Source organism: Rathayibacter sp. AY1D1 (assembly GCF_002932635.1).
Lineage (GTDB): Bacteria > Actinomycetota > Actinomycetes > Actinomycetales > Microbacteriaceae > Rathayibacter.
The window spans coordinates 1-20,402 of the sequence record NZ_PSVY01000038.1 but is presented as its reverse complement, the minus strand read 5'-3'; the positions used below and the strand labels follow the sequence as shown (position 1 = coordinate 20,402).

Genomic DNA, 20,402 nt, shown 5'->3' with positions numbered 1-20,402 from the left:
CGCGCTGTGCGTCGCGGCCGAGAGCAGGGCGACACCGGCGGCCCCCCGCCGGTCTGTCGCGTGCGGCGTCAGCGAAGTCCCCACTTCTCGACCGCACCGCCACAGTAGAGCCCCCGGCGCGTTGCCCGAGCGTCAGTCGAGCTGGACGCTGCTGCGCAGCTCACCGCCGCTCCACGTCTCAAGAACCCACCGATCAGGTCGGGGCGGTGCGTCCGCCATGGCCCGTGCCGCTTCCCAGGCCCGCTCCGCGCAGCCGTAGACCCCACTGACTACCGACGTTTCGGCCCAGAAGGCGCTCCGCAGAAGTACGTAGTGCTCGCCGTCGATACTGATACTCACGCCACGGATCCTCGCCGATCGCAGGACGCCGCAGTGGCCCTGGCATGAAGCGCTGCGACGATGGCGCGGGGCCAGCCAGCGGATCGCGCAGCGGGGCGGCTTAGACCTCCTGCCGGGTCGGTTTAGAGTCGATCCGCGATTCACTCGTTCTTCCCCTCCGGCCGTGACGGACATCGCATCGTCTGACCAGTGCTGCCGATCCCGAAGGAGTGTCGATTGACGCGCCGACCTCTTGAGGGCAGGCCACGGGTCCTCCTCCTGCCGCTCCTCGTTGTCGTCGTGGGGCTGATCGTCAATGCCTATGCGCTGACCCACAGTTCCCGAACCGGCAGCACGTGGCTGGCGATGATCGGCGGAATCATCGGGGCGATGGCGATCATCGCAGTGGGCGGATCGGTCGTCTCTCGACGGACCGTGCAACGCGAGAGCGAGATCCTCCGCAGGCGTCCGGGATCATTGCTCGTTCCCATCGTGACCAAGACGTCCCTCGCTGTTGCGGCTCGCGACCTCGGGATGCGGAGCCGGATCATCCCAGGGGTTTCCGCGACGATGGCCATCGATCAGAGCTCGACAGTCCGCTTCTTCATGGGTGCCTCTCGTCCTCGCGCCGTGATTGTCCTGCGGAGAGAGCGCGTTATGGCGGTCCGGCCTGGTCTGCTGCAGGACGGGGCCCGGATCTACCGCGTGATCGAGCTCGTTGCTCAGGGGCCGACTGGAGAGGTCGTCGTACCCATGATCGTCATCAGGCGAGGCGACCTTCTCAGCCGAGCGCTGCCTGAGCTTGCAGTCGAGAACCTCGTGGAGGACGTGCGAAAGACCCTCTTCGACTAGAGCCCGATTTCCCAACGGCCTGGTGCCGGCGGACCCTTCCGTATGGGAATCGTTCAACGGGCTGCTGAGCCGGAGGGTGCTGCTCTCGGCCGCGCTGTGCGTCGCGGCCGAGAGCAGGGCGACACCGGCGGCCCCTCGCCGGTCTGTCGCGTGCGGCGTCAGCGAAGTCCCCACTTCTCGACCGCACCGCCACAGTAGAGCCACCAGCGTGCTGCCCGAACGTCATTCGAGCCGAACGCTGCTGCGCAGCTCGCCGCCGCTCCACGTCTCGAGAACCCACCGATCGGGACCGGGCGGCGCGCCCACTGCTTCCCCGGCCACTTCCCGGGCCCGCTCGGCGCAGCCGTAGATTCCGATGACGTCCGGCGTCTCGGCCCAGAAGGCGCTCCGCTGAAGGAGGTAGTGCTCACCGTCGATGCTGATCTTCACACCACGGATCCTCGTCGGCCGTGGAACTCCGCGCTGAGGCTGGCACGAAGTGCGACTTCGTTGGCGCGCATTTTGTAAGAGGATCGCGCAACGGGCATGTCGACTCGACTGCGCTCGATCCGCGCTTCCAGTCCCCTAGTGTTCGGTCATGCTGATCCACCGCGCACGTCCGGCCCTCGTCATGGGCGCCGCGCTCGTTCTCGTCCTCACCGGTTGCACCGGCGCGGGAGGAACCGCGGAAGCGGGTGCCGACTCGTCGCCGTCGGCATCCGTCGCGACATCGACGTCGACTGCGACGGTGACCACGCCGTCACCGAGTCCTTCGCAGACGCCCGCAGCGATGGCGACGGCCTGCCAGGACGCAATCACCGTGGACCTGGACGCTGAAATTGGATCCGGGCGCAGCGGGTACTTCGTCCTGACGAACGCGGGTCCGCAGTCCTGCACGCTCGTCGGATACCTCGAGCCGGCCGCGATCGATTCCGCCGGCGCAGCGGTCACGACCGTCGAGCACTCCGACCTCAACGACGTCGAAGACGTCTCCGTCGAGCTCGCGCCTGGAGCGTCTGCGTACTCGTGGGTCTTCTGGGACGACTCACCCGACACGATCGCCTCCTGCGAGCAGCGCGAGGACGCCGAAGCGCTCGAGGTGACCATCCCAGGGGCCTCCGCCGCGAAGCGCATCGAGACGGGCGCTCTTCCGCTCTGCGACGGCAGAGGCAGCATTCTGCACCTCGGGCCCATCGACAGCGAGCAGCGCTACGCGAGCAAGGGCGTCTAGGGCAGACCGATGGTCGAAGACGTCACTCCGAAGCGGCTCGACGCTGCTGCGCCCGCGCTCTCGGTCGTCGGTGTTGTCGGCGCGCTCGTCAGTGGCGTTCTCGGGGCGGCAGGGGCTGGCCTGTCGGTGCTCGCATTCGGGTGGTGCATCCCGGTGTATCGAGACTTCCTTATCTTCCGAGACAACCCTGCTCGCGACTGCTTCTCTCAGCCCGAGGGGCTGTTCATGGGGTGGTTCCTTCTGGTGGGCCTCGGCGCCGCACTGTCCTTCGTGTGCCTCATCGTCGGGGCCCGCCCGAGCTGGGATGGGCGCGGCACGCGTCGTGTCGCTGCCGGCCTCACCGGATTCCTCATCGTCGCAACGATCACGACCGTGAGTGCTGTGCTGACCTTCCCGATCAACCAGAGCGCCTAGACCTTGCAAAGCGTCCCGTAGGGGGATGGGCCAGCGGGTCTGGACGATGGTCTGGAGTCTTTCGTGATCTTCTTCGGGGCGCTACTTGTGCGAAGGCCCGGAGGAGCCATCATCCTCAGCGGATGTACCCAGGATGCGCCGAGTCTCGGCGTCCCGCGCCGCTTGTTCTGCGGGAAGCTTCTGCAACATAGATTCGACGGCTTTTTGCGAGTACCCAGCCGCATCGATTTCCAAATCCCCGCGCTTGAAGATGAACCTCTTGTCCTGGTGGCGGCGGACGAAAGCTGTGATGACAGCGGCTAGACCGCGTAGCCCGCCGACGCCCGCTGCGGCGGCACCGAGGACCTTGACGACCTCGATCCACTCCACCGGACCAGCGGAAAACTCCGCCGCCGTGTTGTGGTCAATGTCGTGCTCGTCCAGCAGTTCCAAAATTTCCTCGCTGTACTCTGGAGGAAACCGCAATTGGAGGCTGTCGTCGCCGATGTGCCCGAGTGTGACGATCAGCGGAACGAGATTCGCGTCAGAAGCCATGCAGTCAGGGTCGCACCGTTTCTCCGAGTTGCACTATCCCGGTAGGGGATCGTTCATCGGGCCGGTGAGCCGGCGGGTGCTGCTCTCGGCCGCGTTACGGGTCGCGGCCGAGAGCAGGGCGACACCGGCGGCCCCTCGCCGGTCTGTCGCGTGCGGCGTCAGCGAAGTCCCCACTTCTCGACCGCACCGCCACAGTAGAGCCACCTGCGCACTGCCCGAGCGTCATCCGAGCTGGATGCTGCTGCGCAGTTCACCGCCACTCCGCGTCTCGAGCGTTCACCGGTCAGGTCCGGGCGATGCTCCTGGGGAGTGATGCCGTGTCAGCTGGTGGGGGAGACGTCCGGTGCGACGGTTTCCGGGAAGTCTGCCGGGGTGTGCGCCGTCTCGTGCGTGAGGGTGTCGACTGACCAGGTGCCCGCGTGTAGGCGCAGCGTCGCCTCCTGCGGGAACGAGTAGGCGTACTCCGGAGCCGCTTCGCCGGTCTCGTACGGGCTCCGCTGAAGGGTCGTGCTCTCGGTGAACGTCACCGTGGCCGAGTCGCCCGTGATCTGCACCGAGTCCAGCGACACGTCGGTCTCGAACGCCGTGAAGGACTCCCCGAGCTCGAGGTAGCGGTCTCGCTGAACGCGCAGCCGGGCGTCATCCTCCACGATCACCGCAAGCCGCCCCGGCGTCGAGGTCGATTCCGGGACGCCGAGGCCGGTGAGCTGCGGCGATCCTTCGACCAGGCTCTGAGCGTTCCGGTGCTCGAGGTCTGAGATCAGTGCCGTCGCGATCGCCTCGTTCTGCGACGACGAGGATGCGAGGCCGACGATCACCGCTGCGCCGGCTCCCGCGACGCACACAGCGCTCAGGGCTAGGACAAGCACTCCGGCAGGGCGCACAGCTCTCTCCTCACGGGAAGCCGATGACCGGCTGCTGCGAGCCTATACACCACGGTGTGACTACCCGAGAAGGGACAGCGTCGTCGCCCCGATGAACGGGCTATGACGACGTCGGTTCGGAGGGCGTACGGTGACGGGCGTGGACGACTCCAGCGACCGAGCGAACCGGTGGGCGGTCGGCCTCGGTGTCGTCGTGCTCCTACCTGCCGTTTTGTGGACGATGGTGAGCAGCGTCCTAATGGGCTTCGCGACGGACTCGTGCGCAAGCGCGAGGCCCTGCGACCGCGGACTGGCTGATGCGGGCATGGCGGTCGGCTTCTTCGGCGCCCTCGGCGTCTCCGTGGCTGTGATCGCGGCGTTCCTCTTCAAAGTCGGGCCGCGCGGGGTCAGCGCGTGGATCCCGTGGACGGGCGTCGGGCTCATCGTCCTCACTGGCATGGCTGCCCAGCTCCTGGTTCACGCTGCCACCTGAGCATTGTCGCGGCCTTGAATGTGCACGCTGCGGTCCCTGCCTGCCCTAGCGTTGCCTCATGGTCGCGTCTCGGCCTGAAATGCGCAGCGCCGTTCCGAAAGGGGAGTGTCTGTCGCGGGTCATCAAGAAGCCCACCGGCTCTTAGGCTGACCCGATGAGTTCCCCGGCACCGACCCGCCCGTTCGTGGGCGCTGCTCGCGTCGCCGTCGGTTCAGCGGCGATCGCGGTGATCCTCCACACCTACGCCTTGAGCATCGCGGCCGGCGATCCGAATCCGTTCGACTACTTCGGCTACTTCACGAACCAGACCAGCCTCCTCGCGAGCGCGGTGCTCATCGTCGCCGGATCGGTCGCGCTCGCCCGCCGTCCGACGCCGGTGTGGCTGAGCTACGTCCGCGGCGCGGCGACGGCCTACTCGATCGTCGTCGCCGTGATCTACAACACCCTCGTTCCCGGTACCGGAACGGCTCCGCCCTGGGTCAGCGCCGTCCTGCACGTGGTGCTCCCCGCGCTCGTCCTCCTCGACTGGATCGTCCTCGCCGACCGCGGACCGCTCTCCTGGCGCCGGCTGTGGGTGGTCCTGCCCTACCCGATCGTCTGGGTCGTCGTCGTGCTCGTCCGCGGAGCGACCGACGGGTGGGTGCCGTACGGTTTCCTGCTCCCCGAGAACGGAATGCCGTCGCTCGTCCTGCACGTCGCCGGGCTGACCTGCGCGGTGCTCCTCGCCGGCGCACTCGTCTGGGCACTGAGCCGACGCCGCACCTTCCACCTCATCTAGTTGATGTCCCAGCGGAGTAACTTCTTGACTCAGCTCAGTTCACAGATCAGACACTCACCCGCAGGTAGGGGCGCTGACCGGCCGCGGCGATTGAGGCGAGTGTCGAAGCGAGATCCTCGACGAGGCGGTGCACCTGCTCGGGTGACCATCCCTCGAGCTCGGACGACGCATCCTCCCACTGCCGCGCTGCGGCGGCACGACCCGTCTCACCTGCGGCGTCTAGCGCGCCACCCAGGCCGGTGCTGACTGCGATGACGAAGCTCTCGTAGTCATCGGTCGCCGCAACCGGCTGGTACTGCGCCGCGGGAACCTCGAGCGCTGGTGTCGAGGTCAGGATGCCTTCGAGCTCCCAGAGTCCGGTCGGATCTATGTCGCAGACGAGACCGTCCGATCCCGACAGCGCCGCGCCCGCCTCTTCATCGGAACCAGCACCAAACACACTCGCAAGAATTCCCATAGCAGTCAGCGTCTCACATAGCACCCAGCGTCTCACGTAGCACCCAGCGGTGCGCATGTGGCGGGGGACACGCGGTCGTGCGGTGCTACCTCACCTACGCCGAGGAACCAGGTCCGCAGGCTTCGCACGGCGGCTAGCGGAAGCGGTGACCCACCGTTCGTAGCACTGGAACAGCTGAATCGCGCCGACGGCTGAGACGACAAATCCGATCAGAATTCCCACGAGCAGGACTGGGCTGAGCTGGCCCCCTGTCTGATTCAAATCTGCACGAACGCCGGCCTGAAACTGCAACAGCGAGCAGATCACGGCGATCACAACACCCGACGCGAGCAGGCTCGAGCCCTTGAGCACTTCCACCATGACCACCCTCGGTCGTGAAACTACCGCAGAGTCTCCCACCCGACACCGCCTCGACCCTTATGGAGATCGTTCAATGGGCCGCTGCCGGCGGGTGTTGATCTCAGTCGCGCTGTGCGTCGCGGCCGAGAGCAGGGCGACACCGCCCCCCGCCGGGCTGTCGCGTGCGGCATCAGCTCAGCGATGCCAGGATCTCTCTGGCGAGTGGCAAGCGCGCTAGGTCTCAGGCGGGTATTCTCCGCGCGTGGACCTGAATGACCGATCGAGCGCGGAGTTGGAAGAGATGATCACGGCAGTGTGCCGTCGAGTGCGTCGACGAGCGCGGGCCAGTTTTGACTTCGGTCTGGCGGCCGGTCTCGCGGGAGGCCTGCTGCTGGGCAATCTTTTGTTCGGGGGCCCCTCCACGCAGGCTCTTACCCCGATTTCCGTCGGCTTGCTCGTCATTACGGCGCCGCTCGCGGTAATCGCTACCTACATGAACACGGTGAGGCGTGCCCCGGACTTACAAAGCATCCATGACCTGCAGGAGATTCTCTTGCGCCGAGAATCTGCTTCCTGAGCGCGCCAGGTCCACATCGAATCGTTAGGCTTCTCACCTGCTGTCTGGCGACCCTCCTCTCGGCCGCGGTTGTTAACCAGTAATAGGGTCGGCTGGTGGTCGTGCCGTGCCGTCATACTGAGCACGTGTCCATCAGTTCGCGGGTGTTGCGTTACGCATCCGCCTATGCGCTACTGCTCGTCGTCGTCGCGATCGTGTTGCTGAACACGTGGCCCGACTTGTGGGACGAACCACTCGTTCTCGTCGTCCTCGTTCCACTCATGATCATGGCAACGGCTTACCCGAGCTTGCGTCACCAGCTTCCTCCTGAGAGGAGCGTGCGCGAAGGGCAACAGGAGGGCCGTTCCATCCGCGCCGCTGCGTCCAAGGGCGCTCACTCCGCTGACCTAGAGCCGGACGAAGCGCCGGGGCTTTTCGACTCGCCCGCTCGCCAAGCACTCATGGCAGCAACAGTCACCGCCGCCGTGGTGATCGTGCTGGCTCTCATCAGCGTCGTGCAACCGGCGCTAGATCGAGGGTGACGTCACTGTCGCTCCTGGAGCCAGGAACGTCCCGTTACGGGATCGTTGACCGGCAGAGGGGGCGCTGCGCTATGTCGTCGCTCGTTCTTCCTTCGACTCGGTGATGAGCTCCTGCTTGCGTTCGGCTCTGAGCGCGACGACGGTTCCCGCGAGAGCGAGTGCGGCGGCTGCGGTGAAGAGGGCGGTGGCGTCCCACCTGTAGTGACGGATGGTGATTCCTGGTGAGGTCTCGCTGGCTGCGTAGGTGCAGGACAGGCCGAGCGGGTAGAGGATCTTCTCGCCCGACACGCGGCTGGAGTAGAGGTCGATCCCGTCGGGGTACTCGCTGTGCTGGCACTGCACGGCGGCCGGGTCCCAGCCGGTCTGGATCCAGCCGATCGTGTGGGTGAGGAGGGCGACTGGGGTGCCGATCACCATCGCGAGGATGCCGAGGGTCTTCGCGGTCCGCAGTTCCATCCCGTCAGAGTAGGGCGGACGCTACCCACCACGCGCGTCCCGAAAGGGGATGGGTGGCCGGTCACCCACTGAGCAGCCTGGTGGCTGTGGCGTGTTCGGCGCAGTACCGTCAGCGAATGTTCTTCCACTCGAGTAAGCGCGATTCGCCGCAGTTGCGTCCTGAGCTCGAGCGGTTTCGCGAGGCTGTCGCTGAGGCGTCATTCGAGGGTGAGCTAGCGGGCTACTTCTCGGTGCAGGTCGGTGCTCACCTCGCGGCCAGCGGCCCGTGGTGGAGGCGGGAGCTGAGTGATCCGCGATGGGGGATCGCGTGGACGTTTTTCTATGAGCCTGCTTTCGATGAATCCCATCCGCGCGTGGGCCCGCCGTACGAGGACGGTTTCGAGCTGGGTGATGAGTCGGTCTTCGATGAACTACTCGGAGGTTCGGTCGACGTCCGGGGTCGGGTGTACTCGCTGCGTTGGATCGACCGCGCGAGCGAGCCGGAGCTGTGGGCGGACAACTACGGGTACATGCCAGCGAAGCCCGGAGTTGGAATCCCTGTACGCGTGTCGAGAGTGCGTCGTCGAGACCGTTGAGCCGGATCTCTCGTCGGCAGGCGGCGTCCCGTAAGGGGGTGGCTCACCGGACGCGATTCACCGCCGTCGCCTCCGGCGACGTCGCCCGCTCTCGGAAGACGTTGCGGCCGAAGGATGCGTCGACCGACTTCCGCTTGTGCACAGGAGTGGGAGCACTCGTGCAGGCGAGATCGAGCACCGTCGTCACTCGAGGGGCGCTAGTCGGCGAATTGTCCCGTAAGACCCGCCCGGTGAATTGTCCGATGAGGGGGTGCTGACTGGGACACTAGGAGTATGGCTGAGCTGGTGGGTTACGCGCGCGTTTCAACCGACAAGCAGGACGCCCAGTCGCAGCGCGACGCGCTGGCGGCCGGGGGTGTTCCGCTCGAGCGGATCTATGTCGACGCTGGCCTCACGGGCTCCAACCGCGACCGGCCGGCGCTGCGCGAAGCTCTTGCCGCGTGCGACGTGGGTTCGACGTTGTACGTGACAAAGCTCGACCGACTAGCACGGTCGATCAGTGACGCGCGCGACATTGTGGACGAACTCACGCGCCGGGGTGTGCGTCTGAACATCGGCGGGTCGCTGCACGATCCGCACGACCCGATCGGCCGACTGCTGTTCAACGTGCTTGCGATGATCGCGGAGTTCGAGGGCGACCTCATCAGGGCGCGCACTCGCGAGGGAATGAAGGTCGCGAAGGCGAAGGGGCGACTGCGCGGCAAGAAGCCGAAGCTGAGCCCGAAGATCGAGGCGCACTTGGTCGCGGAGTGTCGGTCGGGCAACTACTCGATCGCGGAGTTGGCTGAGCAGTTTTCCGTGGGTCGGTCTACGGTGTATCGCGCCTTGCAGCGCGCCGACCTCGCGGACGCTCGATCAGCTCCGGTCACTCTTCCGTTGCCCGTCGAGCTCGACTCGTGAGGGGCGCGCCGCAGGTTCGGCCGACCTGCATCCTCTGCGGCTCCGAGGGACTGACCCGTTCGCACATCTACGGCCGCACGTTGCGCGCGGAGTTCGGTCAGGAGAGGGCTGCTCACCAGACGCTGACGAATGTCGATGGCCGCGCGGAGGCGACCGTCGACAGGTGGGAGTCGGGCATCGGAATGATCTTCTCTCAGGGCAAGTGGCTCTGCTACGAGTGCAACAACGTCTGGATGGCCGGTCTTGAAGACGCGGCGCTGCCCACGGTCGTGAACATCATCCGCGGTGAGTCGGTCTACTTCGATCGGGCGACCACGGAGGCCGTCGCGAGCTGGGCGATCATCGCGTCGATCCTCCGCGCGCAACTGGTCCCGGATGGGGAGCCCTACGCTCCCGCCGCAGCCAGACGTTTCCGACAAGACGGCCTCGAGGCGGCGGAGGCTGCTGTATGGCTGGTGAGCGCTGCCGAGGACCCGACGGTTCGCGCTCCGGGGACCGCCGCCTCGTCGTACTGGCGTGCCCCAGACCTCTCGGGCGGCATCGCTCAGCACTGGCTGAAGTCGCTGTGTGTCGTCGTGGCGAGCGGCGATCATCGAGACCGCGTGGCGGAGCGAATCTGGACCCTTCGTGACGCGGCGTTGCCGCTGTATCCGCCGGCGGAGACACGTCGATGGCCCTCCGGTCGCTCCGCGCCCGATCGCGTCCTCATGCGGGCGACTGGTCTAGACGAAAGGACCGTGGCTGCACGGGCGGCGTTCCGTCCCACGGAGCGTCCTCCAGCGGGAAGAACGCGAACGATCATCCCGCTCTAACTGGACATCTCCGTGCGCTTGAGCGCCGGGCTAGCTGCGCTCTCGGGCTGAGCATGCACTGGGGCCATCCATCCGATAAGCGGCGCGATGCCGGAGTCGGGTGGCCGTCAGGAGTGCCCCGAAGGGGCATCCCGGAGGGACGCACAGCGCTCTTGACGGTCGGCCGGCGTAGGCAAGAGTGAAGCGTCGGATGGACGGCCGGACCGCAGCCGGCGCGCAGGTCGCGGGCGGGAGAAGCCCCCGCGAGCATGACTGCTCGAGCGGGGGGTTCCTACGCGACGAGGGCGGTCTTCGTGCGCGAGCGTTCTACTCGTTCGGCCACGACGCCAGGGCGTCGCGGGGGACGATCGTCGGCACTCCGTCGACGGTTTGGATCGTCGTGCCGGGCTCTCCGAGTCCGGCGGCGTGCGCGATCGCTGCGAGGACCAGTCGCGTGTGTTCGAGGTCGAGGCCGGCGATGTCCTCTCGGAGGTCGACAGGGACGCCCTGTCCGAGCGACGAGGCGATCCGCGCGACGCGCTGTTCGCCTCCGCTGAGCGCTCCGATTTCGTAGCCGAGGCGGTCGAAGTCGACGGCGCTCGTCTTCCAGGCGTTGTCGGTCTTGACCCATGGAGCGCCGGCGTACACGAGGCCCGATCGGATCAGCAGTTCGACGGCGGCCGCGAGTGGGTTGGCCCCCTCCGCCCAGGCGCGGACCTGGCCGTGGAGCGCGGCAGCTTCGTCGTCGGTCATGCAGCGTTCTCGATTGACGCGGAGCTGTCACTCTGGGTCGATTCGGCGGTGGTTCCCTCCGCCGACGTCGTGCGTCGCGAGCGAGTGACGCGAGCGCGAGTCTGCTCGGGTCGCGGCACTCCTGCTGCGCGGAGTTCCTTCTCCGACCATCCGGCGGCGAGGGCGTCAGCCCATGCCTTGCTGTGCCGGTTCTGCGCGTCGCTAAGGGTGGCGCGTGCGGTGTCGGTGTCGTTGGCGGCGGAGACGATCGTGCGGACCGCCTCGACGCGCTTCTCGACGCTCTGTTCGAGCAGTCGGCGGGCGGCGTCGGCGGCGTCGTCAGGGTTCCTCGTGTGGTCGCTCATGCGGAAAGGCTAGCCGCCACCACCGTCATCCGGAAGGCGCGGATTTGACGTCTCGGCTTCGGCTTCTCCGGCCGAGACGGTCGGGTTCCCTTCGGACCCAGTGCTGCACCTGCGCTGCGCTCTGGGTGAGTAGCTTTTTTGGAGCAAGCTATAAACTTACGTGCCGTAACTCGCTTCTCGTCCTTCCGCTGCGCGGCGATCCTCGGCATACTTGCCGTATGGTCCCCGCCAGTTGGCGGGTTCGCTGCGCTGGGCCCCGAAGGGATGGTGACGCTCGTGTCCGAGTCGAGTGAGCACCGTCTGTTCGGTCGCAAGCGACGTGCGAACGCGGGTGGCGAGTCTCGCCGCGAGAAGCGGTACGTCGTCATGGTCACGCCCGAGGAGGATGCGCAGCTTCGGGCTCGGGCAATCGTGCGTGAGGTGACGGTGCCGCGGTTGCTGTTCGAGTCCGCGACGGCCGAGGATGCGGTCATCACTGATGCGGAGTTCAAGTCGGTTGCCGCGGATCTGATGAACATTCGCAGCACGATGGGGTACGTCTCGAACAACCTCAACCAGCTCGCCCGGTTCGCGAACACGGAGAGCCGATTCCCCGACGAGGCGGAAGCGGCGATCGCTGAGTACCGCGCGGTTGTGTCGGAGTATCGGGCGGCGATGAAGAGGCTGGCCGGCGCGTGATCCCGAACGTGACCCGGGGTGGGCGCATGTCCGGACTGATGACCTACTTGCAGGGTGAGGGTCGGGCGAACGAGCACGAGGAGCCGCACTTGGTCGCTGGTAACGGCGCGGTCATGGCGGAGTACGGTTACGGCGAGTTGGACCGCGCAGCAGCCCTCGCGATCGCTACCGATCTGGACGAGCCGCGCCGCGTCTTCGGAACGTCGGTCACCCGCGTCAAGGAGGTCACGGATCCGGAGACGGGTGTGACGTCGAAGGAGCGTGTCGACGCTGACGTGTGGCACTGCTCGCTCTCGATCAGCGCGGAGGAGGGCCAGCTTTCGGATGAGAAGTGGGCCGAGATCTCCGAGCGGTTCGTGGAGCGGATGGGGTTCGCCGGCGCCGACATTGGCAAGGCCGATTGCCGGTGGGTCGCGGTGCGTCATGGCCTGTCGAAGAACGGCAACGACCACGTGCACATCGCCGTGTCGTTGGTGCGCGAGGACGGCACGAAGGCGTCTGTCCATCACGACTTCTCGAAGGCGCAGACGATCACCCGGGAGCTCGAGCGGGAGTTCGAGTTGCAGCCGCTGCATGAGTCCGAGCGCGCAGGTGCGCAGCGCGGCGAGAAGCCGGCCGAGCGCGAGTCTGCATCGCGCCGTGGCGCGACCGAGGTCGACGCGAAGCGGTTGGAGCGGAGCCTTCGAGCTGCGGCTACCGCGTCGCAGTACGAGGGCGAGTTCGTGCGTCGGATGCGCCGCGAGGGCATCCTGATCCGTCCGCGGTTCGCGGTCGGACGTGACGACGTCGTGGTCGGCTACTCCGTGGCGCTGCGTCCGGAGAAGGGACAGCCCGTCGTCTGGCACGGAGGTGGCAGGATCGCCCGCGACCTGACGCTCCCGGAGCTGCGGAAGGGATGGCCGGACCGTCCTGAGTCCGCGACCGAAGCGGTGCAGGAATGGCGCGCGACGTCGAAGAATCCGTGGCAGTACCGGCCGGTGAGCCCGGGGCGCGAGGAGAGCGAGATGTCTCCGAAGTTCTTCGCCATGTACGCCGAGGACATGCGCCGGCTGCACGACTACATCGCCTCCGTCGACCCGTCCGATAAGGCCACCTGGGCGCACGTCGCCCGCGAGACGTCGGGTGCGTACGCGGCGTGGTCGCGGCGCCTGGAACCGACGCCGGGACCGTTGGCCGAGGCGTCGCGGACGCTGGCCCGGTCCGCGCAGCTGCGAGCGGGCGAGTCGCGGCCGCGACCTGTCGCGATGCCGTCGATGGCGACGACCGCCGCGCTGATCCTGGTGCAGGCCAAGCGAGGCCAGAACGCGGCCGCGGAGGCTCTTCTGTTGAAGCGGCTCGCGCAGACCACCGCATCGATCTTCCGCGCCGCGAAGGCGGTCGGGGACCTGCACCGGTCGCAGGAGCTCGCGCGGATGATGACGCAGCGCCTGACCGTCGTCCGCGACGGCTACACCGCTCAGATCACCGCCAACCAGGTCGCCGCGCTCGCCCCGGAGCAGCAGGCCGCGAAGCAGCGCGCCGACCTCGCCGCGGGTCGCGGCGGGCCGGTACCCACGCGCTTGACTCCCGCGACGGAGCCGGCGGTACAGGTGCCGACCACGAAGACTCCCGGCACGCGTGAGCGCGACGGTTTCGAGAGATAGCGAGAGGGGACAGAGCTATGAGCGATGGGGACAGCGTTGAGGATGAGGTCGGACAGTCGGCGAGGGTCGCGCTGACCGTCGCGCTCCAGCTGGGCGACAAGTTCGCCCGCCTGCGGGAGGACTTGGCGCGTGAAGCGCTGCGCAAGAGCGAGGCCGACGCGCGCGCTCTCGCCGCTCGGTTCTCCGCCGAGCGCGACGTCGCGCGTGCGCAGATCGCCGTTGTGGACCGGCCCGACTGGTGGCAGCGCACCGAGTTGCAGCAGGTCGCTGACGTCCTCTCCACGGCGCAGCAGTGGAAGGACCTCGACCCTGTGGCCGAACGTGCCACACAGACCATCGCGCGTGAAGTCCAGGACCGCTACGGCGTCGACGTCGCCGATATCGCGGACAAGCTGCGCGGCGACCAGCCGGCCGACTTTTCCGCTGAGAAGGCCCTCGCCGTCGTCGCAGCCGCTGAGGCCACCGATCGGGTACCCGAGTCCGGCTCTGCGGACCCGCTGAACGAGGTGAAGGCCCTGGCCGGCCATGACGCGGCGGTGGACGCTGCGATCGCTGAGAAGTTCCCGCAGCTCCTCACCGAGGACCAGCGCGCGGCCGTCGACGGAGGACGGGCGGAGAGCGTCGAGACAACCGTCGAAGCCGCAGCCGTCGCCGGGATGATGGACGCCGACCAGCGCCGCGCCGACGCCACGCGGGACGGGCCGACCACGCCGACCGACCAGGGCGGAGCGGAGAACGGTCAAGAGAACATCGATCAGGCGGCCGCGCTCGAGCTGCACGCGCGCGAGTACGAGGTGCAGGCCGAGGAGGGCGGAACCTCCGAGCAGACGCCCGACCAGCTGCGTGCGCTCGCGGACGACGCGCGCGCTCAGGCGCAGCTCTACCGGGACGGCGCCGGTGCGCAGACCGCCGCCGACAACACCGCAGCCTCCGAGCTCGCCGCCGCCGGTGGAGACCTCAACCAGTCCATCGCGGCCGACGTCGAGGCCGGGCGTCTCGATCAGTTCGCGGCCGACGCGGAAGCCGCTCGGCTCGGCAGGTTCGATAACAACTACCAACTGGCTCTCGACAGCGGCGACGTTGACGAGAACGTCGACTTCCTGCTGAGCGAGGCAGACCGGTTCGATCGCGAGGCGGATGCCGGCGGAACAGCGACGCTGACCCCGGAACAGCTGCGCTCCGACGCTGCGGAGAACCGCGACGAGGCCGCCTACTTCCGCAACGAGCCCTTGCCCTCCCAGAGTGATCGTTCCGCTGACGCCGTTCCGGTCGGCGCCGAGGGGCGGGCAGATGCGCTGCGCTCCGAGAGCCAGCTGTCGTACGACAGCGCCGCTCGTCGCACGGCCTCCGCGAACGAGATGAAGGCCCACGGGATCCCGCAGGACGTCATCGACGTGCGCATGCGCGCCGACGTCGCCCAGGGCCGGCCAGCGAGCGAAGCTGTCGCACAGTCCGGACGTGTGAACGTGCCGAAGACCAGCCGTGGTCGTTCAGCTGCGCGATCACCGGAGCGCAGCGAGCAGGCGCGCTAGTTACTGTCGGCGATCCAGTCGACGGCGTCTCGATGACTGAACCGTCGGCCGCAGTGGCGGTGTGAGAGCGTGGCTGGCATGACGGCGATGATTCCGAGTGAGTACCGCGCGACTCTGGACGAGTTGAAGCGGCACGTGCACGCTGCTCGCTTCCAGGCACAGCGGAAGGTGAACACGGAGCTGTTGCGACTGTGGTGGCAGATCGGGTCGACGATTCTCGAGCGTCAGCAGCGGGAGCCGTGGGGGAGCAGCGTCCTCGAGCGACTCGCCGAGGATTTGCGGGCGGAGTTCCCCTCAATGAAGGGGTTCTCCCGTGCGAACCTGTTCTACATGCGTCGCTTCGCGGCGGCATGGCCGGACGAGGACGCCATTGTCCAACGACCCGTTGGACAATTGCCGTGGGGTCACATCACCGAGCTGCTCGACAAGCTCGACGACCAGGAGTTGCGCGAGTGGTACGCAGCGAAGGACGTCGCTCATGGTTGGAGCCGGCCGGTCCTCGGGCACCAGATCAAGACTCGGCTGCACGAGCGAGAAGCTGCAGCGCCGAGCAACTATGCCGGCACTCTCGCGCCGGTCGACTCTGCACTCGCTCAGCAGATCACTCGTGATCCGTACGCGCTGGACTTCCTCGCGATCGACAGCGACGCCACGGAGCGTGAGCTGGAGGAGCGCATGGTCGTCCGTATCGCGGACACCCTCCGCGAGCTCGGGCCAGGGTTCGCGTTCGTCGGCCGACAGGTGCACTTCGAGGTCGACGGCGACGACTTCTTCGTCGACCTCCTGTTCTTCCATGTCGACCAGCTCCGCTACATCGTCGTCGAGCTGAAGACCACGAAGTTCGATCCGCGAGATGCAGGACAGCTCGGCTTCTATGTCGCTCTGGTTGACGACAAGTTGCGCGTCCTCGGCAAGCATGAACCGACAGTCGGGATCCTCGTCGTCACTGACAAGAACGACGCCGTCGTCCGCTACGCCCTGGCCTCCACCACCCAGCCGGTCGCGGTCAGCCGCTACGAGCTCTCCGAGGAAGCCCAAGCAGCGCTGCCCGATGAGGCCTCCATCGTCGACGCCTTCACCAGGGATGTAGCAAGTCCCGACATTGAGTAGCACGCTGAGGAGCGCAGAAGTCGATCCGGGCTTTGGGATCGGGAGCGCTTCAGGCTCTGTTCCCCGCCGAGGGTACTCAATCACGCCAGCAGGTGTGACCAGGGTCGAACTAACCCCGAGGTGCAGCTGCTGATGACCCGACCGGCCCTTTCCCACTATGCGCAATATCCGATAATCGACGTTATGTCAGTTTTCGAGCTGGAAAGGCCTCGTTGTCCCGTCGTGGCGGTGCGTCAGCATCGTGGGTCCCGCGGTCGTGGTCGGCTGGGACCTCCTGCGGGCTCATACCGCGCACAACAACGACCTGAGCCTGCACGCCCACGAAGTATCGATCGGGGAAGTACAGCCTGCCCGCTGGATCGGTCATTTTGAAGGAGGCGATGCTGGCGCCTTCGACGTATTGCGCGACGCATGGGACGACGATGACTACTTCTTCGCCTGGGTCGGTGTCCGTTATCGGAACCTGCAGTGGTGTCGTGATCAGTCCAGCTCCGGACGCGATGCCTACCCGGGTCAATCGCCTATCGCGCCATGGCACGCTGCCAACGTTCTGAAGTGTCCACGTCTTGGTGAAGCGCTGGCCGGGAGCCATCAATGTGCCGTCCGCAACGGTCTCCTCGAGGAAGATGCTCTCATCGAGGGCGTTGGCAGCTGGAGACGGCGTGGTGGTTGTTGTCACGCGCAGCAGACGCAGTCGTCTCTTCTCCATGAGCACAGACTCGTACCGGGCGATCAGGAGGCCCTGTGTGTCGAGGATGTCTTCAAGCAGGAGAACCACCAATTCTGAGGGAATGTCACGGCCTTCCTCGGCCGCGCTCACTGTCCGCCGATCTCGCGCGATCCGCCGCGCGAGCTCCGCTGCAGACAGGCCACGTTTCTCCCGCCAAAATCTCAGCTCATCGCCGAACTGCTGTCGTTGAGTGTCATGGCGACCCGGAGGACGGCGTTCTCGTGGCATTTTTTGCCAATCTGCGTTGGGGGTGTTCGCCCACAACGTACCGGCCCGGGCACCCTCGTCTCACTACCAATTTGGTGGGCATGAGCGAGGGAGAAGGCACCATGAGTGGAACGATTCTGGCGCGGCGGCCAGCTGGACAGAGCGGTTCGCCGGCTACTCGCCGACGCGGGATCATGGGGGCGGTCGCGGCGCTGTTCGCGGTCCTTCTGACCCTGACGTTGGCGACGCCCGCGCAGGCGCTGTCGGGGTCCGGGTACAACAACACGCTGCCGTACCAGCAGGGGTGCGGTCGCGGGGCGTACGCCATCTCGTCCAAGGCGATCCTCGGCGGCACGGTGAGCATGGTCTACTCGCCGACCTGCCAGACGAACTGGCTCGAGTGGTACGGCCCGAACCGCTTCACGAGTAAGAAGATGTACCAGCCGGTTCAGACGGCCGCCGAGAACGACACTGCCGGCTGGTCGTACTCTCGCCAGGTCTACGCCCCGGGCGCGACTGTCGCTCGAGGAGAGATCTACGTGTGGGTCGACAACACCGGACGCAACGGCTCGCAGGCCTGGTCCGTGCGGTGCGGATCGACGTGCGAGTGGGTCCAGTTCAACTGATCAGAGCATGCTGCAAGCAGCCCCCGTCGACGAGCTCGGCGGGGGCCGCTTACGTTTTGAGTCGGATGCCGAGCTGAACGCATCGGCCTTACACAGAGGTCGTGTCTAGGGAGGGGCGGGTTCAACAGCAGCTGCCTCCTGGTGGTGCTGGCTACTCGCCGGGGGTTCGTGCGAGGTAGCGCCCATTCGTCCGAGCCGTCTAGGCGCTGCTTGCAGCACTGACCAGAGACGCGAACGAGCGGCTTGAACTATGGCTGATTATCGGGATCGAACATCCCGTCGGGTGGTGACTCGTAGGGCAGCGGCTCCCCCGGGAGATTCTCGTCCGTCGCGCCCGTGAACGGTCCTTCTGTAGACAGCAGGGCGGCCATGTGTGGCTCGGCGTGATTGATCCACCAGGCGCTGATCCCGAGCCCTGCGTCGAGGCGGGATGCTTCCCAGCTGCGCCAGAGCGCTTCGATGCGTTGCACTGCTTCATCGATGGTCCACCAGTCGGCGCGCCAGCGTCCGGTTCCCTGGCCCTTGGCGGAGACGCGGCGGCGGTACGTGTACCGCCAGTACTTCCGCAGCCACTCGTCCGCGGATCCGTAGACGAGGGTCGGGGCGGAGTCCTCTTCGAACGAGCGCTGCACGGCCGCTTCTGCGCGGGCCTGAATCAGCTCGACCCGTTCGGGCGTGAGCGCTCGTTCGAGGGCCTCTTTCGTCATCCCGGCGATGATCCCGGTGATGATGTCCGCGACCTCTCTCGCGGCGATCGTGTCGACGTCGAACGCGCCGAGCAGCGACGCAGCCGCGGTGTCGCTGTCCCCGTCGACGGCGGCCAAGAGGCCCGCAGCTTCCTGCACGTCTCCGCCCGCGAGCGGATCGTCGTCAGTCATGCTGCGCCTCCGTCCGCCGGGCGTCCTCGTTCTCCATCAGAGCCCGCATCGAAGCAGCGAGGTCGATCGCCGGAGCCGGCTCGACGGACGCCACGACCGGCTCGGCGCTGGTCACGACCGGCTGCGCGGCCGTCGCTACGACAGGAGTCGGCTCGGCGTCGCGTACTGGCGCGGTCGCGGGGTCGTGGGCGGCGATGGATGCCTTGATCGCTGCGACCTTCTCCTTCGCGCCCTCGTACCAGGGCACGGTGCGCAGAAGCGCGGCCCTGGATCCGGTGGAGAGCATCACGGCGCGGCCGCGGGGCATCGCTCCGAGCTCGTCCACGGTCAGGATCCGCTCGCGCTTCAACGCGATCGAGGTCGAGCGGACGCCCTTGTTGTAGCTGGCGGAGGTCGTTTCGCGGTCGTAGTCTCCGACGAGCTCGGAGACGTTCTGGAGGAAGTCGTTCTCCTTCACGCTGCCGAGGTAGAGGAACGCGTTCGACGCGCTCCACAGCTTCAACATGCCCTCCTTGCCGAACACGGCGACGCCCTGCGACCAGGACTGGAACACCGACATGATCGGGATCCCGCGGGAGCCGAAGTGCGAGTACAGGTCCGGGAGGTCCCGCCACCGGCACACGTTCGCGGCCTCATCGAGGATCCCGACGAGCGGCGTGCGCAGTCGGCCCCCGGGCGAGGTGTCGGCGAGGTCGGTCGCCGCCTCGAGAGTGGCGGCGGTGAGCGCGGTGACGAGGGGCCCGGCGGTGCCGGCGCCCTCCTTCGACAGGGAGTAGAGCGTGCCGGAGCCGCGAACGAACTCTGCCGCGTCGAACTGCGGCCGCGGGTCCGCGGTGCCGCGGGGGTTCACCCAGTCCGCGACCTGCGTGTTCTTCAAGCACGCCGCCATCTCCTGCGCGGTCGAGTAGACCGACCCGCGCAGCTTCTCGGTGGACTGGATGATGCCGAGCACCGCGTCGCCGGTCATCGGGTATCCGCCGGAGCGCAGCAGTCGCACCGGCTCCTCGTTGGTGACGTCGGTGAGCCACGCGAACACCTGGCTGATCGGCTTCTGCCCGACCGCTGCGGCGAGCAGCATGCCGGCGAGGAGGTTCTGTCCGGCGCCGTCGAAGAAGGCGTCCGTCTTCGCGTCCGTCGCCCGGGACCCCGAGGCGAAGTACTGCGCGAGTTTCGCGGCGCGCACGTCGTCAGTGACGTAGGACAGCGGGTTCCACCACCAGGTCGGGTCCTCGCGGGCGACGCGCTGCGGGTCGAACACCCACACAGGTCCGTCCTTCTCGCGGACGTCACGGGTCGCGTCGAGCACGTCGCGCTTGTTCGAGGTCGTGACGACTGCGCCCGGGGCGGCGATGATCGCCGGGATGACCAGCGACGTCGACTTCCCGACGCGGGGGCCGGCGACGACGGTGATCATGTCCTCGAACGAGGCGTAAAGCATCTTCCCCGTCGACACGAGCCGCCCCACTGGCACGCCGGGCGAGCCGTCAACACCCAGGCGCTTGGACTTCTTCATCGCCTCCTTGCTCAGCATCGGCGCCAAGTCTCGTTCGGTCGCCATGTAGCGGGCAGCCCGGTCGACGTTCGCGCGACCCTTGCGGCCGAGTGCCCTCATCCAGAGGAACCACAGAGCGACGAGGACGATGACGCCGCCGGCGGCCGCGGCGATCATCGTCGCGGACGAGGACCAGGTGACCGTGCCGCGGGCAAGCCCCGACAGGATCTCGAACGGGTCCGAGGGCAGGCCCTCGTTCACGCCGTCGAGCTTGGAACCGACCGCGACGGCCACCCAGACGATGCCGATCGCAGCGATCGCCGCGAGGGCT

At 67.1% G+C, this 20,402-nt stretch carries 27 protein-coding genes; 15 read left to right on the top strand and 12 right to left on the bottom strand.

Annotated features, from left to right (window positions below; genetic code table 11):
• Positions 1-132 precede the first annotated feature (132 nt).
• Positions 133-339 carry a hypothetical protein gene (locus tag C5C56_RS15960; protein WP_104248267.1) on the bottom strand — a complete coding sequence of 69 codons (207 nt, stop codon included), beginning with the start codon at positions 337-339 and terminating at the stop codon, positions 133-135.
• 279 nt (positions 340-618) lie between these two features.
• On the opposite strand from C5C56_RS15960, the gene C5C56_RS15955 reads away from it, so the two are divergent.
• A complete protein-coding gene (locus tag C5C56_RS15955; RefSeq protein WP_146082439.1) occupies positions 619-1,170 on the top strand; it encodes a hypothetical protein in 552 nt (183 codons plus the stop codon).
• A gap of 222 nt (positions 1,171-1,392) precedes the next feature.
• Here C5C56_RS15955 and C5C56_RS15950 read toward each other — a convergent pair whose 3' ends face one another.
• The gene (locus C5C56_RS15950) at positions 1,393-1,599 is read right to left on the bottom strand and encodes a hypothetical protein (protein WP_104288892.1); all 207 of its coding nucleotides are present in this window, start codon (positions 1,597-1,599) and stop codon (positions 1,393-1,395) included.
• 148 nt (positions 1,600-1,747) lie between these two features.
• Between C5C56_RS15950 and C5C56_RS15945 the strand changes: the two genes are divergently transcribed.
• The gene (locus tag C5C56_RS15945) at positions 1,748-2,380 is read left to right on the top strand and encodes a DUF4232 domain-containing protein (protein WP_104288891.1); all 633 of its coding nucleotides are present in this window, start codon (positions 1,748-1,750) and stop codon (positions 2,378-2,380) included.
• 9 nt (positions 2,381-2,389) lie between these two features.
• Positions 2,390-2,794: a hypothetical protein gene (locus C5C56_RS15940; protein WP_104297773.1), complete on the top strand. Its 405-nt coding sequence runs from the start codon at positions 2,390-2,392 to the stop codon at positions 2,792-2,794.
• Between the two features lie 81 nt (positions 2,795-2,875).
• On the opposite strand, the gene C5C56_RS15935 is transcribed toward C5C56_RS15940, so the two are convergent.
• On the bottom strand, positions 2,876-3,328 hold the full coding sequence (locus tag C5C56_RS15935; protein WP_104297772.1) for a hypothetical protein: 453 nt from the start codon (positions 3,326-3,328) through the stop codon (positions 2,876-2,878).
• 320 nt (positions 3,329-3,648) lie between these two features.
• Positions 3,649-4,173 carry a hypothetical protein gene (locus tag C5C56_RS15930; protein WP_104297771.1) on the bottom strand — a complete coding sequence of 175 codons (525 nt, stop codon included), beginning with the start codon at positions 4,171-4,173 and terminating at the stop codon, positions 3,649-3,651.
• A 178-nt stretch (positions 4,174-4,351) separates the two neighbouring features.
• Here C5C56_RS15930 and C5C56_RS15925 point away from each other — a divergent pair, with 178 nt between their 5' ends.
• Both C5C56_RS15925 and C5C56_RS15920 read left to right on the top strand, forming a co-directional pair.
• Complete coding sequence (locus tag C5C56_RS15925) at positions 4,352-4,684, top strand: hypothetical protein (RefSeq protein ID WP_146082438.1); 333 nt, start codon at positions 4,352-4,354, stop codon at positions 4,682-4,684.
• A 154-nt stretch (positions 4,685-4,838) separates the two neighbouring features.
• Positions 4,839-5,462 (top strand): Pr6Pr family membrane protein, encoded by a 624-nt coding sequence (locus C5C56_RS15920; protein WP_104297769.1) that lies wholly within the window; start codon positions 4,839-4,841, stop codon positions 5,460-5,462.
• A gap of 46 nt (positions 5,463-5,508) precedes the next feature.
• On the opposite strand, the gene C5C56_RS15915 is transcribed toward C5C56_RS15920, so the two are convergent.
• Together C5C56_RS15915 and C5C56_RS15910 are read right to left on the bottom strand one after the other, a co-directional pair.
• Entirely contained in the window at positions 5,509-5,919 is a 411-nt protein-coding gene (locus C5C56_RS15915) for a hypothetical protein (RefSeq protein WP_104248174.1), read from the bottom strand.
• Between the two features lie 90 nt (positions 5,920-6,009).
• A complete protein-coding gene (locus C5C56_RS15910) occupies positions 6,010-6,279 on the bottom strand; it encodes a hypothetical protein (protein WP_104248173.1) in 270 nt (89 codons plus the stop codon).
• A 241-nt stretch (positions 6,280-6,520) separates the two neighbouring features.
• On the opposite strand from C5C56_RS15910, the gene C5C56_RS17640 reads away from it, so the two are divergent.
• Together C5C56_RS17640 and C5C56_RS15905 are read left to right on the top strand one after the other, a co-directional pair.
• Entirely contained in the window at positions 6,521-6,835 is a 315-nt protein-coding gene (locus C5C56_RS17640) for a hypothetical protein (RefSeq protein ID WP_146082437.1), read from the top strand.
• 125 nt (positions 6,836-6,960) lie between these two features.
• Positions 6,961-7,356 (top strand): hypothetical protein, encoded by a 396-nt coding sequence (locus C5C56_RS15905; RefSeq protein ID WP_104250057.1) that lies wholly within the window; start codon positions 6,961-6,963, stop codon positions 7,354-7,356.
• Positions 7,357-7,425: 69 nt separating this feature from the next.
• Here C5C56_RS15905 and C5C56_RS15900 read toward each other — a convergent pair whose 3' ends face one another.
• Positions 7,426-7,812: a hypothetical protein gene (locus C5C56_RS15900; RefSeq protein ID WP_104250056.1), complete on the bottom strand. Its 387-nt coding sequence runs from the start codon at positions 7,810-7,812 to the stop codon at positions 7,426-7,428.
• Between the two features lie 116 nt (positions 7,813-7,928).
• On the opposite strand from C5C56_RS15900, the gene C5C56_RS15895 reads away from it, so the two are divergent.
• The 3 genes from C5C56_RS15895 to C5C56_RS15885 all read left to right on the top strand — a co-directional run bounded on the left by C5C56_RS15895 (position 7,929) and on the right by C5C56_RS15885 (position 10,099).
• A complete protein-coding gene (locus C5C56_RS15895) occupies positions 7,929-8,387 on the top strand; it encodes a hypothetical protein (RefSeq protein ID WP_146076582.1) in 459 nt (152 codons plus the stop codon).
• A 273-nt stretch (positions 8,388-8,660) separates the two neighbouring features.
• Positions 8,661-9,287, top strand: coding sequence for a recombinase family protein (locus tag C5C56_RS15890; protein WP_104248178.1), 627 nt, complete (start codon positions 8,661-8,663; stop codon positions 9,285-9,287).
• Positions 9,288-9,367: 80 nt separating this feature from the next.
• The gene (locus tag C5C56_RS15885; RefSeq protein ID WP_146086511.1) at positions 9,368-10,099 is read left to right on the top strand and encodes a hypothetical protein; all 732 of its coding nucleotides are present in this window, start codon (positions 9,368-9,370) and stop codon (positions 10,097-10,099) included.
• Positions 10,100-10,405: 306 nt separating this feature from the next.
• On the opposite strand, the gene C5C56_RS15880 is transcribed toward C5C56_RS15885, so the two are convergent.
• Both C5C56_RS15880 and C5C56_RS15875 read right to left on the bottom strand, forming a co-directional pair.
• Positions 10,406-10,831 (bottom strand): hypothetical protein, encoded by a 426-nt coding sequence (locus C5C56_RS15880; RefSeq protein WP_104261730.1) that lies wholly within the window; start codon positions 10,829-10,831, stop codon positions 10,406-10,408.
• Positions 10,828-11,175 (bottom strand): hypothetical protein, encoded by a 348-nt coding sequence (locus C5C56_RS15875; RefSeq protein WP_104248181.1) that lies wholly within the window; start codon positions 11,173-11,175, stop codon positions 10,828-10,830. The genes C5C56_RS15880 and C5C56_RS15875 overlap by 4 nt, the downstream gene beginning before the upstream one ends.
• Positions 11,176-11,439: 264 nt before the next feature.
• Here C5C56_RS15875 and mobC point away from each other — a divergent pair, with 264 nt between their 5' ends.
• From mobC to C5C56_RS15855, 4 genes are all read left to right on the top strand, one after another.
• Entirely contained in the window at positions 11,440-11,853 is a 414-nt protein-coding gene (gene mobC, locus C5C56_RS15870; RefSeq protein WP_104248182.1) for a plasmid mobilization relaxosome protein MobC, read from the top strand.
• Between the two features lie 89 nt (positions 11,854-11,942).
• Positions 11,943-13,496 (top strand): relaxase/mobilization nuclease domain-containing protein, encoded by a 1,554-nt coding sequence (locus C5C56_RS15865; RefSeq protein ID WP_146082436.1) that lies wholly within the window; start codon positions 11,943-11,945, stop codon positions 13,494-13,496.
• Between the two features lie 17 nt (positions 13,497-13,513).
• A complete protein-coding gene (locus tag C5C56_RS15860; protein WP_104281114.1) occupies positions 13,514-15,028 on the top strand; it encodes a hypothetical protein in 1,515 nt (504 codons plus the stop codon).
• A 78-nt stretch (positions 15,029-15,106) separates the two neighbouring features.
• Positions 15,107-16,138: a YhcG family protein gene (locus C5C56_RS15855; RefSeq protein ID WP_104248190.1), complete on the top strand. Its 1,032-nt coding sequence runs from the start codon at positions 15,107-15,109 to the stop codon at positions 16,136-16,138.
• Positions 16,139-16,319: 181 nt separating this feature from the next.
• On the opposite strand, the gene C5C56_RS15850 is transcribed toward C5C56_RS15855, so the two are convergent.
• The gene (locus C5C56_RS15850) at positions 16,320-17,096 is read right to left on the bottom strand and encodes an NBR1-Ig-like domain-containing protein (protein ID WP_104248185.1); all 777 of its coding nucleotides are present in this window, start codon (positions 17,094-17,096) and stop codon (positions 16,320-16,322) included.
• A gap of 173 nt (positions 17,097-17,269) precedes the next feature.
• On the opposite strand from C5C56_RS15850, the gene C5C56_RS15845 reads away from it, so the two are divergent.
• Positions 17,270-17,701, top strand: a complete 432-nt coding sequence (locus C5C56_RS15845; protein WP_104248186.1) for a DUF2690 domain-containing protein — start codon at positions 17,270-17,272, stop codon at positions 17,699-17,701.
• A 248-nt stretch (positions 17,702-17,949) separates the two neighbouring features.
• Here the strand turns inward: C5C56_RS15845 and C5C56_RS15840 are convergent, their stop codons facing one another.
• Together C5C56_RS15840 and C5C56_RS15835 are read right to left on the bottom strand one after the other, a co-directional pair.
• Complete coding sequence (locus C5C56_RS15840; protein ID WP_104281113.1) at positions 17,950-18,579, bottom strand: DUF4913 domain-containing protein; 630 nt, start codon at positions 18,577-18,579, stop codon at positions 17,950-17,952.
• On the bottom strand, positions 18,572-20,402 hold a 1,831-nt coding region (locus tag C5C56_RS15835; RefSeq protein WP_104319921.1), incomplete at its 5' end, for a type IV secretory system conjugative DNA transfer family protein. The genes C5C56_RS15840 and C5C56_RS15835, both read right to left, overlap by 8 nt.